Genomic DNA, 15,434 nt, shown 5'->3' with positions numbered 1-15,434 from the left:
CGGTGAGCTTCTTCTCCGACGTCGAACGCGACCTCGTCGTCGCCGCCCGCACCGACCTCGCCGACGGCGTCGTCGCCCTCGACCTGGTCGCCCACAACGGCCGCGACCTGCCCGCCTGGACCCCCGGATCGCACGTCGACGTGCTGCTGCGCCCCGGCCTGGAGCGGCAGTACTCGCTGTGCGGCGACGCCGCCGACCGGTCCCGCTGGCGGGTGGCGGTGCTCCGCGAGGAGGCCGGCCGGGGCGGGTCGGTCGCGCTGCACGACGAGGTCGCGGTGGGCGACCGGCTGCGGGTGCGCGGTCCGCGCAACCACTTCGCCTTCGAGGTCACCCCGGGCACCCGCTACCGCTTCGTGGCCGGCGGGATCGGGATCACGCCGCTGCGCGCGATGGTCGCCGCCGCCGAGGAGGCCGGGGCCGACTGGACGCTGGACCACGCCGGCCGGTCGAGGAGCACCATGGCGTTCGCCGCCGAGCTGGCCGCCGCCCACCCCGACCGGGTCCGGGTGCACGCCGCCGACGAGGGCGCCCGGCTCGACGTCGCCGCCCTGCTCGCCGAGCCGCGCACCGACACCGCCGTCTACGTCTGCGGCCCGACCCGGCTGATCGACGCGGTCGAGGCGGCGGCGGCGAGCTGGCCGGCGCAGGCGCTGCACACCGAGCGGTTCGAGGCCAAGGAGTTCGGCGAGCCGGTGTGGACCGAGCCCTTCGAGGTCGAGCTGGCGCTGTCGGGGGAGACGGTCACCGTGGAGCCGGGGGAGTCGGTGCTCGACGCCGTCGCCGGCGCGGGGGTCGTCGTCCTCTCGTCGTGCCGGGTGGGCACCTGCGGCACGTGCGAGACGCCGGTGCTGGAGGGCCCGGTCGAGCACCGCGACTCGGTGTTCACCCCGGCCGAGCAGGCGGAGGACACCGCGATGATGATCTGCGTCTCCCGCGCCGCCGGCCCCCGCCTCGTCCTCGACCTCTGACGCGCTGCCCCGCGCGGTTTCCCGCGAACAACCCCGCGGGGTTTCCGCGAACAACCACGCGGGGATCCCGCGAACAACCACGCGCGGTTTCCCGCGAACAACCACGGGCCGGCGGACGGCGGGTCGGAACGTGGGCGAAACGGGGCGGGAACACGGGCGGGACAGCCTGCGCGGGTGACCGCGCCGTCCTGCCCGAAGACCATGACGCACGGTCCGTGCGGCGGGGTCGCGGCCGACGGTGGGTGCGAGGTGGCGCCCGGCCCGTGCGTGTTCCTCGACCGGCCGACGGTGCGCTGGGCCGGCGGTGACGAGCCCCGGCCCCTGGCCCCCGAGCCCCCGCTGCTGGCGCTGATGCGGCAGCGGCCGGTCGTGGTCGCCGACCTGCCCGCCGCGCCGCTGTCCCGGGAGTCGCTGGAGCGCAGCGTCGACGCGCTTGCCGGCACGGTGGACGCGGTGCTGCTGGGCGACTCCGGTGGCGCGCGGGTGCAGTTCCCGCCCTCCCACCGGGCCGCGCTGGTGCAGGCCCGGGGTGTGCCGGCCTGGGCGGGGCTGAACTGCCGTGACCGGAACCGGGTGGCGCTGGAGGGGGAGCTGGCCGCGCTCGCGGACGTCGGCGCGGCCGCCGTCCACTGCGTCACCGGCGACCACACCGCGCTCGGCGACCGCCCCGACGCCCAGCCGGTGTTCGACCTCGACTCCACCGAGCTGGCCGCCCGCGCCGCGACCGCCGGGCTGCTGGTCTCGGTGGCCGAGGCGCCGGCCGGGCCGCCGGTGCGCCGGCGCCCGCTGCGGCTGGCCGAGAAGGTGCGGGCCGGTGCGCGGGTCTGCGTCGTCAACCACTGCGGCGGGCCGGAGGCGGTGGCCGAGTTCGTCGCCGCCGCGCTCGACGCCGGGGCCGACGTCCCGTTCGTCGCCTGCGTCGCCGTGGCCCTGGACGCCGCCTCCGCCGCCGAGCTGCGCCGCTTCCCCGGGCTGGTGCTGCCGGCCGGGTACCTGGACGCGGTCGAGCAGGCCCGCGACCCCGCCCGGGCCGGGGTCGCCGCCGCGGTCTCGCTCGCCGAGGCGCTGCTGTCCATCCCGGGGGTGCGCGGCGTCGACCTGTCCGCCGTGTCCCCGCCGGGGCGTGAACCCACCACGGCCGGTGCGCTGGCCACGATCGGGAGGGCCCTCTCATGAGCCTGCTGCTGCAGTCCGTCACCGACCTGGACGGTCACCGGGTCGACGTCCGGGTCGACGGGGACGTCGTCGTCGCGGTGGCACCCGCGCTGCCGGTCCGGCCGGACGACGACGTCCGCGACCTCGCCGGGCACCTGCTGCTGCCGGCGCCCGCCGAACCGCACGCCCACCTGGACAAGGCGCTCACCAGCCACCGGGCGCCCAACCGCACCGGCGACCTGGCCGGCGCGGTCACCGCGATCCGGGAGATCGCCGCCGGGTTCACCCACGCCGACCTCGTCGAGCGGGCGACCCGGGCCGCGCTGGAGTACCTGGCCAACGGCACCACCGCGATCCGCACCCACGCCGACGTCGGAGCCCACTCCGGCACCCGGCACGTGCGGGCGCTGCTGGAGGTGCGCGACGCGCTGGCCGGGCTGGTCGACGTCCAGGTGGTCGCGCTGGCGTCGTCGCCCTGGACGCCGGAGGAGGCGGCGGGCAACGCCCGGCTGCTGGAGGAGGCGATCGACCTCGGCGTCGACCTCGTCGGCGGGGCGCCGCACATGTGGCCCGACCGCGCGGCCGGGCTGCAGCTGTCCTTCGACGCCGCCGTCCGGCACGGCCTGCCGCTGGACCTGCACACCGACGAGACGCTGGACCCCACCGCGCAGGGGCTGCTCGCGCTGGCCCAGCGCGTGCTGGCCACCGGCTTCGACGCCGGGGCGACGGCCAGCCACTGCGTGAGCCTGGGCGTGCACCCGCTGGACGTCGCCCGGGCGACCGCCGCCGAGGTGGCCCGGGCCGGCGTCGGCGTCGTCGCGCTGCCGCAGACCAACCTCTACCTGCAGGGCCGGGACGTCGACGTCGCCCGGCCGCGCGGGCTCACCGCCGTCCGCACCCTGCTCGACGCCGGCGCGACGCTCGGCGCGGGCGGGGACAACCTGCGCGACCCGTTCAACCCGATGGGCCGGGCCGACGCGTGCGAGGCCGCGTCGCTGCTGGTCACCTCCGGCCACCTGTCCACCCGGGAGGCCTGGACGGCGGTCAGCGCCGGGGCACGGGCGTGCATGGGCCTGCCCGTGCCGGCGGTCGCGGTGGGCTCGGTGGCCGAGTTCGTGGCGATCGAGGCGGAGAGCCTGGACGCCGCGGTGGCCGGTGCGGGCACCGCCCGGGTCGTCGTCTCGAGGGGGCGCGTCGTCGCCTCGACCCGGGTGCTGCGCGAGGTCGGCGGGCCGCTCGCGGCCGCTGTGGCCAACTCGTGATGGACGGCGCGCGCCGTTCACCGACGGCACACGCGACCGAAACAGACGGCACCGATGGTGAGGGCCGTCCGCACCACGGGCCGATCCTGCAATCGGTCCCCAGACCCAGGGAGCTGCCGATGAGCGCACCCGCGCCCACCGTTCCCGCCGCGGCCACCCGTGACCGGGTGCTGCACTTCCGCGACGTCGCCAAGGCATTCCCCGACGGCACGGTCGCGCTCGAGGGCGTCGACCTCGACATCCGGCGCGGCGAGTTCGTCACGGTCGTCGGCCCCTCCGGCTGCGGCAAGAGCACGCTGCTGCGGATCGCCTCGGGTCTGTCGCCGGCCACCGGCGGCGAGGTCGAGATCGAGGCGGCCCGGATCGGCTACGTCTTCCAGGACGCCACCCTGCTGCCCTGGCGCTCGGTGCTGAAGAACGTCCAGCTGCTGGCCGAGCTGCACGGGATGAGCAAGACCGCGACCAACCAGGCCTCCCGTGACGCCATCGACCTGGTCGGGCTCTCCGGTCACGAGAAGAAGCTCCCGCGGGCGCTGTCGGGCGGCATGAAGATGCGCGCCTCGCTGGCCCGGTCGCTGACCCTGGACCCCGACCTGTTCCTCTTCGACGAGCCGTTCGGCGCGCTGGACGAGATCACCCGCGAGCGCCTCAACGACGAGCTCATCCGGCTCTTCCACGCCAAGGGCTTCGGGGCGCTGTTCATCACCCACTCGGTGAGCGAGGCGGTCTACATGTCGACCCGGGTGATGGTGATGAGCGGCCGGCCGGGCCACATCGTCGACACCTTCGACGTCCCCTTCGGGGCCGACCGGACGCCGGAGCTCCGCTTCACCCCCGAGTTCGCCAAGCTCGCCGGCGAGGTCTCGCACGCGCTCCGGGCCGGTCACTCGTGACCGCCGTCGAGCACCGCCCCACCAGCACCGAGGAGACCGGCGTGAGCGCCACCGTGGAGACCCCGCCGTCCGTCGAGGTCGTGGCACCGGCCGGCGGCGGCACCGCACCGCTGGTGCGCCCCCGCCGCGGCCGCAAGCGGCTGACCGACGCCCTGCTGCCGGCCGGGGTGTTCCTCGTGCTGCTCGGCATCTGGTACGCGATCACCTACCTGGTGCTCGACCCGTCCCGGCGGTTCCTGATGCCGGCGCCGCACGTCATCGTCACCGACGCGCTGTTCGACGGGCCGACGATGGAGCGGCTGGGCGAGGCCGTCGGCCGCACCATCACGGTGACCTTCGTCGGGCTCGCCATCGCCATCGCGATCGGCATGGCCTGGGCGATCGCGATGAGCCAGGCCCGGCCGATCGAGCGCTCGCTGTTCCCCTACGCCGTCGCGCTGCAGTGCATCCCGATCCTGGCCCTGGTGCCGCTGATCGGCTTCTGGTTCGGCTACGGGTTCCCCTCGCGGGTGATCGTCTGCGTGATGATCGCGCTGTTCCCGGTCGTGTCGAACACGCTGTTCGGCCTCCAGTCGGTCGACCGGGGGATGCACGAGCTGTTCAGCCTGCACGGCGCCAACCGGCTGACCCGGCTGGTCAAGCTGCAGCTCCCGGCCGCCATGCCGGCCATCTTCGCCGGGTTCCGCATCTCCGCGGGCCTGTCGGTGGTCGGCGCGATCGTCGGTGACCTGTTCTTCAAGCAGGGCGATCCCGGGCTGGGGATCCTGCTGGACAACTTCCGCGCCCGGCTGCAGGGCCCCGAGCTCTTCCTGACGATCATCGTCGCCGCCGCGCTCGGCTTCGCCGTCTTCACCCTCTTCGGCTGGCTGTCCAAGCTCGCCGTCGGCCGCTGGTACGACCAGAGCCGCGACGCCGCCTAGCACTCCGCCCGCAGCACCCGGTCCGTCGTGCGACGCACCGGGAGGCGCTGCTGCCCATGCCCGGCTCGCTCCCCGGAGCCGTACGCACCGCCCGCACCACCCGGGGCCGCGGCACCGCCGCGGCCCCGGTGCCGGCGCCCCGAACCTGAGGCGCCGCCCTCCCTCGCCCCTAGGAGCACGAGTGCGCATCACCCGAATGACCGCCGGCGCCGCCACCGCGACTCTGCTGGCCCTGACCCTCGCCGCCTGCGGCGGGGGTGACGACGACGCCGCTGCGGCAGCGCCCTCCGGGGAGGTCGGCAGCACGGACCTGGCTGCGGCCGGCTGCCCGGACACCGTCGTCGTCCAGACCGACTGGAACCCGGAGTCCGAGCACGGCGGGCTCTACGAGTCCCTCGGTGACGACTACGTCGTGGACGCCGGGTCCAAGACCGTCAGCGGCACGCTGATCGACGGCGAGGGCGACAGCACCGGGGTGAAGCTGGAGATCCGCGCCGGCGGGCCGGCCATCGGCTTCCAGACGGTGACCGCGCAGATGTACTCCGACGACGCGATCACCCTCGGGTACATCGCCACCGACGAGGCGATCCAGCTGTCCGCGACCCAGCCGACCACGGCGGTGCTCGCCCCGCTGGAGATCTCGCCCACGATGATCATGTGGGACCCGGAGACCTACCCCGACGTCACCGGCATCGAGGACCTCGGCCAGACCGACGCCACGGTGCGCTACTTCGAGGGCTCGGCCTACATGGCCTACCTGACCGGCTCCGGGATCCTCAGCCCCGACCAGGTCGACGGCTCCTACGACGGCACCCCGGCCGGCTTCGTCGCCGACGCCGGGAAGTCCGCCCAGCAGGGCTTCGCCTCGGCCGAGCCCTACATCTACGAGAACGAGGTCGACGCCTGGGGCAAGGGCGTGGAGTACGAGCTCGTCTACGACGCCGGCTTCCAGCCCTACCAGTCCTCGATCTCGGTGCGGTCCGACGAGGTGGAGGGCCTGTCCGGCTGCCTCACCGAGCTGGTGCCGCTGATGCAGCAGGCCGACGTCGACTACCTCGAGGACCCGGCGCGGGTGAACGAGATCATCCTGGAGCTGGTGGAGGAGTACGACACCGGCTGGGTGTACTCGCAGGGCGTCGCCGACTTCTCGGTGCAGCAGCAGGCCGAGCTGGGCCTGGTCGGCAACGGCTCCGACGACACGCACGGCAACTTCGACACCGCCCGCGTGCAGACCCTGATCGACCAGACGACGCCGATCTTCACCGAGCAGGGCACCCCGCCGCTGGAGGGGATCACGCCCGACGACCTGGTCACCAACGAGTACATCGACGACGCCATCGGCGTGCAGTGAGCCGCTGACCGTCCCGCCACCGCGCCGGCCGTCCCCCGAGGGGGCGGCCGGCGCAGTGCTGTCCGGCCCTAGCTGCCGTCGACCTCGACGCGCAGCCGGGCCATCCGCTCGTGCACCTGCGCGACGACCTCGGCCGACTCCGGGTCGCACAGCGTCGCGCCGTCGGCCACCTGCCGGCCGCCGACCCACACCGAGTGCAGGTTCCGCAGCGAGCAGGCCAGCACGTAGGTGCCGTGGGCGTCCCAGACCGGGCCGGTGTCGGGGTCGCGCGGGTCGACGACCAGGAAGTCGGCGTACCGGCCGACCCGCAGCGAGCCGACGTGGTCGTCGATGCCCAGCACCTCGGCCGAGCCGCGGGTGTGCAGCGCCAGCACGTCGCGGACGGGCATGGCGGCCGGGTCGTGGTAGGTCGCCCGGAGCAGCGCCAGCGCCGTCCGCATGTTGTTCCACGGGTCGCTGACGTCGGTGCACGACTGGTCGTCCAGGCCCATGCCGACCCGCATGCCGAGCTCGCGGATCCGCGGGATCTGGGCGACGCCGGAGGCCAGCCGGCCGTTGCTCATCGGCTGCCAGCTCATCCCGCAGCCGGCGGCCGCCGCGGCCTGCAGGATCTCCTCGGTCGTCTGGATGAAGTGGCCGAACACCAGGTCCGGGCCGAGCGCCCCGGCGTCGGCGTACCAGGCGAACTTCGACCGCTGCAGCTCCACCTCGTTCGGGTTCTCCAGGAAGTGCGGCTGGTTGAGCAGCCCGTGCCGGCGCATCGCGGCCACCTCCAGCGTCGCCGCGTCCCGCGAGGCGGCCCACTGCACGGTGCCGCTGATCGCGAGCCGCAGGTGCAGGTCGGGGTCGGCCGTGGCGGCCAGCGCCACGACGTCGTCCAGCTGGGCGAGGGCGGCGTCGGTGTCCACGTCGCCCTGGCCGAGCATCACGCTGTGCACGTGCCGCAGGCCGGCGTCGACCTTGGCCCGCAGCTGGGCGTGCTGGAACTGGGTGTCGGGCAGCGCGGAGTCGAACCGGGCGATGCCGGCGGACTGCTTCTCGAAGCGCAGCCCGGCGTCGCTGAAGTCGAAGGCGGTGGTGATGCCGTTGCGGAGGAAGTCCTGGGCGCCGTGCCGGGTCATCCAGTAGATGTCCTCGGTGTCGGCGGCCGCGGTGTACCGGGTCATCGCCTCGATCCAGCCGTACAGCGTCTGGTCCATCCCGAGGCCGCGCGAGCCCGAGGTGAACAGGTGGCTGTGCGCGGAGACGAAGCCGGGCCCGACCAGGGCGCCGCGGGCGTCGAGCACGTGGCCGGCGTCGAGCCCGGCGACCACCGCAGCGGGCGGCTCGCCGGGCTCCACGGCGGTCAGCCGGCCGTCGTCCCCGACGGTGAACCAGCCGGTGAACGGGTCGGGACGGTCGGGGTCCAGGGTCAGCAGGACGGCGTTGCGCACGAGGAGTCGGGTCACGGCCGGACGATGCCGGGACGACGTTGCGCCCCCGTGACGGTCAGGTCACCACCACGAAGATGGCCATCTCCGGGGCCGCCGAGCCCACGAAGACGGCCATCTCCGGGGGAGAGGTCAGCCGGGCAGCCAGCGGCCGGTGACCAGCTCGGTGTACATCCGGCGCAGCAGCAGGCTGTTCCGGTCGGCCTTGGCGTGCGCGTTGAGCCGCGCAGCCAGCGGGAACGGCGCGGGCAGCCGGTTGAGCAGGTCGGCGTCCTCCTGCTCGACGACGTCGTCGAAGGCGATGATCTCCGCCGCCGGCCGGTCCGCCTCGGTGTCGGTGCGCAGCACGGTCTGGATGATCGTGCAGCGCTCGTCGTCCACCGGCGTGATCGCCTTGATCATCACGTGCCCCAGGCCGTCGGGGTAGGTGATGTGCAGGTTCATGAAGAACGGCAGGTGCACTTCGCTCACCGTCGAGCGCACCGTGGACCCGGTCTCCCCGGGCCGGGCCGCCACCGGCACCTCGCTGCGGGTGACGAACCCGTAGGGCGTGCGCTCGAGCTCGGCCTCGGTCAGCTCGGCGTCGTCCGGGTTGCCGAAGGTGTTCTTGTGCACGAACGCCACGTGCCCGGGGTCGACGTTGTTCTCGACCAGGTGCATCGCGGTGCAGTCGAACTCCCACTGCTTCTCCGGGACGACCCGCCAGCCGGGGGCGCCGTACTGCGGGACCTCCGGGACGTCGGCGAGCGGCCCGCCCTCGTCGTCGCCGGCCAGGCACACCCAGACCATCCCGTAGCGCTCCTGGGCGCGGACCATGGTCAGCCCGCTCTTGGTGGGGTGCGGCGCGGCCGGGAACTGCGGGATGCGCTGGGTCGTGCCCTGGGCGTCCCACTCCCAGCCGTGGTACGGGCAGACCAGGTGGCAGTCCTTCACCCAGCCCATCGACAGCGGGGCGTCGCGGTGGGCGCACCGGTTCCAGGCCACGCTGACCGGGCCGCCGGGCACCGGCCGCCAGATCACCAGCTCCCGCCCGAGCACGGTGCGCTCGACGGGGCCGTCGGTGACCGCGTCGCTGAAGCACGCGGCGTACCAGAACCGCCGGAACACCGGGTGCTCGGAGATGACGAGGTGGTCGGGGCCGTGGTGGGTGGTCTCGCGGGTGGCCGTCCGCTCGGACTCGGTGAGGGTCATGCTCGTGCCTTCCTGCCCCCGGGCCGCTCGCGCCGTCCGCGCGGCCTCGGACGTCGGCGAGGGTGCCCGGCAGCGGTGTCCCCGCGATTACGCCGCCGTGACGAGTCGTCTCGCGCTGCTCATCCCGGTGAAACGCGGGCACGCCACGGTGTCGGGGTGCTCGTGACGCAACTGCAGCAGGCGCTGGGCGACGACGCGGTCTCGGTAGACCCGGGCGTGCGCCGGACCGCCTCCACCGACTGGGCGCACATGTCGCCGGTGCTCGCCGCGAAGCTGCCGGCCGGGCTGGCGGACGTCGTCGCCTTCCCCGCCGACGCCGCGCAGCTGGCCCGCACGGTGGCGCTCGCCTCCGCGGCCGGGGTGCCGGTGACCCCGCGGGGCAAGGGCACCGGCAACTACGGGCAGGCGATCCCGCTGCGCGACGGGCTGGTGGTCGACCTGACCCGAGCCCGGCGGGTGCTCGACGTCGGCGCGGGCTCCATCACCGCCGAGGCCGGCACGTCGTTCGTCACGCTCGAGGCCGCCGCCCGCCGCAGCGGGCAGGAGCTGGCGACGTTCCCGTCCACCGTCGGCAGCACGCTGGGCGGCTTCCTGTCCGGCGGTGCCGGCGGCACCGGCTCGATCGAGAACGGCTGGCTGTGGAGCGGGTTCGTGACGGCGCTGGACGTCGTCCCGTGCACCGGCTCGGCGGAGCTGGTCCACCTCGCGGGCCCGGACACCGCGCCGCTGCTGCACGCCTACGGCACCACCGGGGTGATCGCGACGGCGACCGTGCGGCTGCGCCCGCGGCGGGACTGGACGGCGCTGTTCGCCTCCTTCGGCACCGACCGGGAGGCGGTCGACGCCGGGCTCGCGCTGATGTCCGCGCTGGACCCGCAGCCGCGGCTGGTGTCGGTCGACGAGCCGGGCATCGTGGCCGCGCTGCCGGCCGACCCGGGCATGCCGCTGGGCCGGACCAGCCTGCGGGCGATCGTCGACGCCGGCGTGCTGACCACGGCCCGGCAGGTGGTGGCGGCGGCCGGCGGCGTGGTGGAGGAGGTGCGCCCCGGCGGCCCGGCCCTGCTGACGTCGCTGTCGTTCAACCACGCCACCCACCGGGTGCAGCGGACGAGGCCGGGGCTGGCGCACCTGCAGGTCGGCGGGCCGGCGCTGGTCGAGCGGGCCGACGAGGTGCGGGCCCTGCTGCCCGGTGCGCTGGTGCACCTCGACGGGCTGGGTGGGGCGGACGGCCCGGAGTTCGTCGGGCTGCTGCTGACCCGGTACTCCGGCGCGGATGCGCTGTACGCGGCGATGGACGCACTCCGCAGGCTCGGCGTGCACGTCAGCGACCCGCACACCTGGGAGCTGACCGAGCCGCTGGACGACGTCCGCCGGGTCGCCGCCCGCTTCGACCCCGCCGGCCTGCTCAACCCGGGGAAGCTGCCGGCCGCCGTCCGCGCGTGACGTCTGCGTTACTTCTCGCGCACTGCGTGGACAGGTCGGTGCAGGTCAGGGAAGGGTCGGTCACCTCCCCGTTCGGCCACACTGTCGACGGGTCTGGAGAGGGAACACCGCATGACCACGATCCCCGTCATCGACCTGACCCCGGCGCTCACCGGCGGCGACACCACCGACCTGGTCACCCAGCTGCACACCGCGATGAGCGAGGTCGGCTTCCTCCAGGTCGTCGGGCACGGCGTCTCGCCCGACCTGGTGACCGCCGCGCACGACTCGATGGACCTGCTCGACTCGCTGCCGGCCGCCGAGCGGCGGGCGCTGATCCGCCCCTCGGTCACCGAGCGGGGGCTCAACGAGCGGGTCGACGACCAGGGCCGGGTGCTCGGCCGCACGTTCAAGTTCCTCCGCTACGACGACCTGGCCGAGGCCGTCGCCGACGGTGGCGCCGCCGGCCACCCGGACTTCTTCACCCCCAACGTGTGGCCGGCCGGGCTGCCGGTGTTCCGGGAGACCTGGCGCAGCTACCTCGACGAGGCCCGCCGGGTGTGCGACCTGCTGATGGGCCTGGTCGCCCGGGCGCTCGGCATGCCGGCCGACCACTTCGACGCCGCCTTCGCCCACTCGCCGACGCTGACCGCGGTGAACTGGTACCCGCCGCAGCCGGTCGACGTCGAGCACGACGAGACGATCCTGCGCCCGCACCCGGACTCCGGCGGGCTCACCGTGCTGCACCAGTCCGGCGACTACGAGGGCCTGGAGGTGCTGCGCCCCGACGGCAGCTGGACCACCGTGCCGATCATCGAGGACGCGTTCGTCATCAACATCGGGCAGCTGATGAGCCAGTGGACCAACGGCGTCTACCCGGCCACCATCCACCGCGTCGTGGCCGGCCCGACCACCGCGAACAGCCGCCGGTCGATCGCGGTGTTCCACCTGCCCGACCTGGACACCGTCGTCGAGCCGCTGCCCAGCACGGTCGGCGCCGAGGGGCCGCGGTTCGCCCCGATCAGCGTCTACGACTGGCAGCAGCAGTTCATGGCCCGGTTCGTGCAGGCCGAGAAGTACGCCGAGCCCGCCGCCGTCTGAGGGAGGACCCCGACGATGGCCATCTCCGGGCTCCCGTGAGCCCCGGAGATGGCCATCTCCGGGGTCCAGGCGCGGGGTGTCAGCGGGAGCGGCGGGTGGTGAGCAGGGCGCGCAGCCCGGCCACCACGTCGGCCTCGGGCCGGCTGACCAGCACCCCGTCCCGGACGACGACCCGGCCGCCCACCACCACGTGCCGCGGACGACGGCCGGGCGCGGCCCACAGCAGCCCGGCGACCGGGTCGGCGACGCCGGCGTCGGCCACCCCGCCGACGTCCCAGCACACCAGGTCCGCCCGCGCGCCGACGGCGAGCCGGCCCAGGTCCGCGCGGCCCAGCCCGTCGGCCGAGCCCCGGGTCGCCCACCCCAGCACCTCCCGGGCGCTCACCGATCGGCCGGCCAGCGGCGCCACCTGCAGGGCCAGCCGGGCGTCGGCGAGCAGGTGCCCGGCGTCGTTCGAGCCACCGCCGCTGGTGCCCAGCCCGACCGGCACGCCCGCGTCGGCGAGCGCGGCCATCGGCGCCACGCCCCAGCCCATCGGCAGGTCGCAGCCGGGGGCGTGGGTGGCGGTGACCCCGGCGGCGGCGAGCCGGGCGATCTCGGCGTCGGTCACCCCGCACAGGTGGGCCAGGGTGACGTCGGGGGCCAGCCAGCCCCACTCGTCCAGCAGCTCCAGCGGACGGCGTCCGTGGCGCTCGGCCGCGATGACGACGTCGACCTGCTCGTTGGCCTGGGTCCGCCGCCGCAGCCCGTGCGCGGCCGCCACCTCGCCGAGCAGCCGGAAGGTGTCGGCGGGGTCGCTGTGCACCCCGGCCGGGCCGACGGCCACCTGCAGCACGCCGTCGTCGGTCACCCCGCCGTGCGGCACGAGCGCCTGCGCGATCGCCGCGGCCGAGGCGGCCGCCGTCCCGGGGTCGTCGCGGGCGCTGCCCCGCACGAACGCCACCCGGGCGCCCAGCTCGCGGGCCGCGGTGGCGGTGGCGGTCGCGATGCCCACCCCGTCGTCGGAGAGCGCCGGCCAGGTGAGGTGGTGGTCGGCGACCGTGGTCACCCCGCACAGCAGCGCCTCGGCCAGCCCGGCCGACGCCGCCGCGTGGGCCAGCTCGGCGTCGACCCCGACCTCGGCGTAGGCCGCCGCCATCGTCGGCAGCCACTGCGCCATCGGCACCCCGCGGGTGCCGGGCAGCGTGCGGAAGGCGGTCTGCAGCAGGTGGTGGTGGGCGTTCACCAGCCCGGGCGTGACGACGCAGCCGGTCGCGTCCAGCACGTCGCCGTCGGGGGTCACCGATCCCAGTACGGCGACCCGGCCGTCGTCGCCGCAGCCGACGTCGGCCCCGATCAGCTCCTCCCCGGTACCGGTCCACACGGCCAGGGCACCCGTCACGTCAAGCACGCCGGCGACCCTGGCAGAGCTGTGTTCCGGGCAGGTGACGTCTGGAATCCAGCCGTCACGACGGCGCAACGACCGGCCCCTAGCGTGCGCCGGGTGACCGCCCGACTGCTCACCGAACTGTCCGCCCCCGCCCTCACCGCGGCCCTCGGACCCGACAGCGTGGTCGTGCTGCCCACCGGGGCGCTGGAGCAGCACGGCCCGCACCTGCCGGTGGCGACCGACCTGATCACCGCGCAGAGCCTCGCCGAGCTCGCCGTCGAGCAGTTCGGCGACGAGCTGGACCTGTGGCTGCTGCCGCCGCTGGCGTACACGAAGTCCAACGAGCACGCGTGGTCCTCGGGCACGTTCTGGCTCTCGGCCGCAACGCTCACCGCGGTGCTCTCCGACATCGCCCGCTGCGTGGCGATGACCCCGGCCCGCCGGCTGGCCTTCCTCAACGGGCACGGCGGCAACTCCGCGCTGCTGCAGGTCGCCGCCCGCGACATCCGGTTGGAGACCGGGCTGCGCACCTTCACCATGCACCCCGCGCTGCCCGCCGACCACGGCGGCGAGAGCCCCGCCGACGAGCTCGGCATGGGCATCCACGGCGGGCTCGAGGAGACCTCGCTGATGCTGCACCTGCGGCCGGAGCTGGTCGACATGACCCAGGCCGACCGCTGGGTGCCCGAGCACCTGGCCGAGTACTCCCACGTCCGGTTCGGCGGCTCGGTCTCCTTCGGCTGGTCGTCGGACGACTTCGGCCCCAGCGGGGTGATCGGCGACGCCCGCGAGGCCACCGCGGCCCGCGGGGAGGAGCGCACCAAGGCGATGGTCGCCTACCTCGGCGAGGCCTTCGCCGAGGTCGCCCGGTTCGACCCGACCCCGCGATGAGCCGGCTCGCCGGACGACGGGTCGTCGTCACCGGCGCCGCCCGCGGGATCGGCGCCGAGATCGCCCGCACCTTCGCCGCCGAGGGCGCCCGGCTGGCGCTGCTCGACCGGCTGGGCGACGAGGTCGGGCAGGTGGCCGCGGAGGTGGACGGCCGCGGGTACGCCGTCGACCTGGCCGACGTCGCCGCGACCCGGGAGGTCACCGAGAAGGCCGTCGCCGAGCTGGGCGGGGTCGACGTGCTGGTCAACAACGCCGGCATCCTGCGGTTCGCGCCGCTGCTGGAGATCGACCCCGCGGAGTGGGACGAGGTCTTCGCCGTCAACGCCCGGGCGATGCTGGTGACCACCCAGGTCGCGGTGCGGGCGATGACCGCCGACCCGGTGCCGGGGGTCCGCAAGATCGTCAACATGGCGAGCATGGGCGGCAAGGCCGGGGGAGCGGGCCAGGCGCACTACGCGGCGTCCAAGGCCGCGGTCATCGCGCTGACCCGGGCCGCGGCCGCCGAGCTCGGCCCGCTCGGAATCACCGTCAACTGCCTGTGCCCGGGGTTCGTCCTCACCGAGATGGGCGCGGGCACCCGCACCGAGGACGACGTCCGCGCCTGGTCGGCGCTCTCGCCGCTGGGCCGGCTGGCGCAGCCGCGGGACGTCGCCCGGGCCGCGCTGTTCCTGGCCGGCGAGGACTCCGACTACCTCACCGGCGACGCCATCAACGTGACCGGCGGGATGATCACGCATTGACCGGACGCAACAGCTGGGGACTCGCCCCGGACGCCGTCGACCTGCGCCGCCCGCCGCGATCCGAGCACGCCGTGCAGGTCGCCGCCCTCCCGCAGCGGCTGACCCTGGACCTCGCCCGCACCGCCGTCGTCGTGGTCGACATGCAGAACGACTTCTGCGCACCCGAGGGCTGGCTGGCCTCGATCGGCGTGGACGTCTCCGGGGCACCGGTGGCGGCCCTGGAGACGACGCTGCCGAGGCTGCGCGCCGCCGGCGTCCCGGTGCTCTGGCTCAACTGGGGCAACCGGCCCGACCTGGCCAACCTGCCGCCCGGCGTGCGGCACGTCTACGACCCCGACGGCGCGAGCACCGGGATCGGTGACCCGCTGCCCAACGGCTCCCGGGTGCTGGAGCTCGGCTCCTGGTCGGCCGCGGTGGTCGACGGGCTCACCGTCGACCCGGGCGACCTGCACGTGGCCAAGTACCGGATGAGCGGCTTCTGGGACACCCCGCTGGACTCGGTGCTGCGCAACCTGCGGGTCGACACCCTGCTGTTCGCCGGGGTCAACGTCGACCAGTGCGTGCTCGCCACGCTCGTCGACGCGGCCTGCCTGGGCTACGACGTCGTCCTGGTCGAGGACCTGTGCGGCACCACCTCACCGGAGTTCTGCACCCAGGCGACGCTCTACAACGTCCGCCAGTGCTTCGGCTTCACCACCACCTCGGCCGAGCTGCTCGCCGGGCTCACCTGACCCACCCGCC

General features: G+C 74.8%; 14 protein-coding genes. 11 read left to right on the top strand and 3 right to left on the bottom strand.

Translation table 11 applies throughout. The features are described 5' to 3' along the window. The first annotated feature begins 2 nt into the window (after window positions 1-2). From FHX36_RS22775 to FHX36_RS08755, 6 genes are all read left to right on the top strand, one after another. Window positions 3-968, top strand: coding sequence for a PDR/VanB family oxidoreductase (locus tag FHX36_RS22775; RefSeq protein ID WP_110554150.1), 966 nt, complete (start codon window positions 3-5; stop codon window positions 966-968). A 174-nt stretch (window positions 969-1,142) separates the two neighbouring features. Next, on the top strand, window positions 1,143-2,144 hold the full coding sequence (locus tag FHX36_RS08775) for a methylenetetrahydrofolate reductase (RefSeq protein WP_183513674.1): 1,002 nt from the start codon (window positions 1,143-1,145) through the stop codon (window positions 2,142-2,144). Next, the gene (locus FHX36_RS08770; RefSeq protein WP_110552801.1) at window positions 2,141-3,385 is read left to right on the top strand and encodes an amidohydrolase family protein; all 1,245 of its coding nucleotides are present in this window, start codon (window positions 2,141-2,143) and stop codon (window positions 3,383-3,385) included. Before FHX36_RS08775 ends, FHX36_RS08770 begins: the two co-directional genes overlap by 4 nt. Window positions 3,386-3,504: 119 nt before the next feature. Beyond that, complete coding sequence (locus FHX36_RS08765) at window positions 3,505-4,278, top strand: ABC transporter ATP-binding protein (protein ID WP_110552802.1); 774 nt, start codon at window positions 3,505-3,507, stop codon at window positions 4,276-4,278. 41 nt (window positions 4,279-4,319) lie between these two features. Next, on the top strand, window positions 4,320-5,198 hold the full coding sequence (locus tag FHX36_RS23845; protein WP_110552809.1) for an ABC transporter permease: 879 nt from the start codon (window positions 4,320-4,322) through the stop codon (window positions 5,196-5,198). Window positions 5,199-5,379: 181 nt separating this feature from the next. Further along, window positions 5,380-6,549: an ABC transporter substrate-binding protein gene (locus FHX36_RS08755; protein WP_220035982.1), complete on the top strand. Its 1,170-nt coding sequence runs from the start codon at window positions 5,380-5,382 to the stop codon at window positions 6,547-6,549. Between the two features lie 68 nt (window positions 6,550-6,617). On the opposite strand, the gene FHX36_RS08750 is transcribed toward FHX36_RS08755, so the two are convergent. Both FHX36_RS08750 and FHX36_RS08745 read right to left on the bottom strand, forming a co-directional pair. Further along, window positions 6,618-7,997, bottom strand: a complete 1,380-nt coding sequence (locus tag FHX36_RS08750) for an amidohydrolase family protein (RefSeq protein WP_110552804.1) — start codon at window positions 7,995-7,997, stop codon at window positions 6,618-6,620. Window positions 7,998-8,111: 114 nt separating this feature from the next. After that, window positions 8,112-9,170, bottom strand: a complete 1,059-nt coding sequence (locus FHX36_RS08745; RefSeq protein WP_110552805.1) for a Rieske 2Fe-2S domain-containing protein — start codon at window positions 9,168-9,170, stop codon at window positions 8,112-8,114. A gap of 156 nt (window positions 9,171-9,326) precedes the next feature. On the opposite strand from FHX36_RS08745, the gene FHX36_RS08740 reads away from it, so the two are divergent. Both FHX36_RS08740 and FHX36_RS08735 read left to right on the top strand, forming a co-directional pair. Then, complete coding sequence (locus tag FHX36_RS08740; protein ID WP_110552807.1) at window positions 9,327-10,613, top strand: FAD-binding oxidoreductase; 1,287 nt, start codon at window positions 9,327-9,329, stop codon at window positions 10,611-10,613. A 111-nt stretch (window positions 10,614-10,724) separates the two neighbouring features. Continuing rightward, on the top strand, window positions 10,725-11,693 hold the full coding sequence (locus FHX36_RS08735) for an isopenicillin N synthase family dioxygenase (RefSeq protein WP_110552808.1): 969 nt from the start codon (window positions 10,725-10,727) through the stop codon (window positions 11,691-11,693). 79 nt (window positions 11,694-11,772) lie between these two features. On the opposite strand, the gene FHX36_RS08730 is transcribed toward FHX36_RS08735, so the two are convergent. Continuing rightward, complete coding sequence (locus tag FHX36_RS08730; protein WP_183513673.1) at window positions 11,773-13,083, bottom strand: amidohydrolase family protein; 1,311 nt, start codon at window positions 13,081-13,083, stop codon at window positions 11,773-11,775. 93 nt (window positions 13,084-13,176) lie between these two features. On the opposite strand from FHX36_RS08730, the gene FHX36_RS08725 reads away from it, so the two are divergent. From FHX36_RS08725 to FHX36_RS08715, 3 genes are read left to right on the top strand one after another with little or no spacing between them, the layout of a single operon-like run. Beyond that, window positions 13,177-13,953, top strand: coding sequence for a creatininase family protein (locus FHX36_RS08725; RefSeq protein ID WP_258372588.1), 777 nt, complete (start codon window positions 13,177-13,179; stop codon window positions 13,951-13,953). Beyond that, window positions 13,950-14,693 carry an SDR family NAD(P)-dependent oxidoreductase gene (locus FHX36_RS08720; protein ID WP_110550880.1) on the top strand — a complete coding sequence of 248 codons (744 nt, stop codon included), beginning with the start codon at window positions 13,950-13,952 and terminating at the stop codon, window positions 14,691-14,693. The genes FHX36_RS08725 and FHX36_RS08720 overlap by 4 nt, the downstream gene beginning before the upstream one ends. Then, on the top strand, window positions 14,690-15,424 hold the full coding sequence (locus FHX36_RS08715; RefSeq protein WP_181428640.1) for a cysteine hydrolase family protein: 735 nt from the start codon (window positions 14,690-14,692) through the stop codon (window positions 15,422-15,424). Before FHX36_RS08720 ends, FHX36_RS08715 begins: the two co-directional genes overlap by 4 nt. Window positions 15,425-15,434 lie beyond the last annotated feature (10 nt).

Source organism: Modestobacter versicolor (genome assembly GCF_014195485.1).
GTDB classification, from domain to species: Bacteria; Actinomycetota; Actinomycetes; order Mycobacteriales; family Geodermatophilaceae; genus Modestobacter; species Modestobacter versicolor.
This window is presented reverse-complemented; position numbering and strand designations above follow the sequence as displayed.

Excerpts from the sequence above, each read along its gene's own strand:
- FHX36_RS08770 (WP_110552801.1), top strand. The coding sequence starts at position 2,141 with ATGAGCCTGCTGCTGCAGTCCGTCACCGACCTGGACGGTCACCGGGTC.
- FHX36_RS08765 (WP_110552802.1), top strand. The coding sequence starts at position 3,505 with ATGAGCGCACCCGCGCCCACCGTTCCCGCCGCGGCCACCCGTGACCGG.
- FHX36_RS08745 (WP_110552805.1), bottom strand. The coding sequence starts at position 9,170 with ATGACCCTCACCGAGTCCGAGCGGACGGCCACCCGCGAGACCACCCAC.
- FHX36_RS08735 (WP_110552808.1), top strand. The coding sequence starts at position 10,725 with ATGACCACGATCCCCGTCATCGACCTGACCCCGGCGCTCACCGGCGGC.
- FHX36_RS08720 (WP_110550880.1), top strand. The coding sequence starts at position 13,950 with ATGAGCCGGCTCGCCGGACGACGGGTCGTCGTCACCGGCGCCGCCCGC.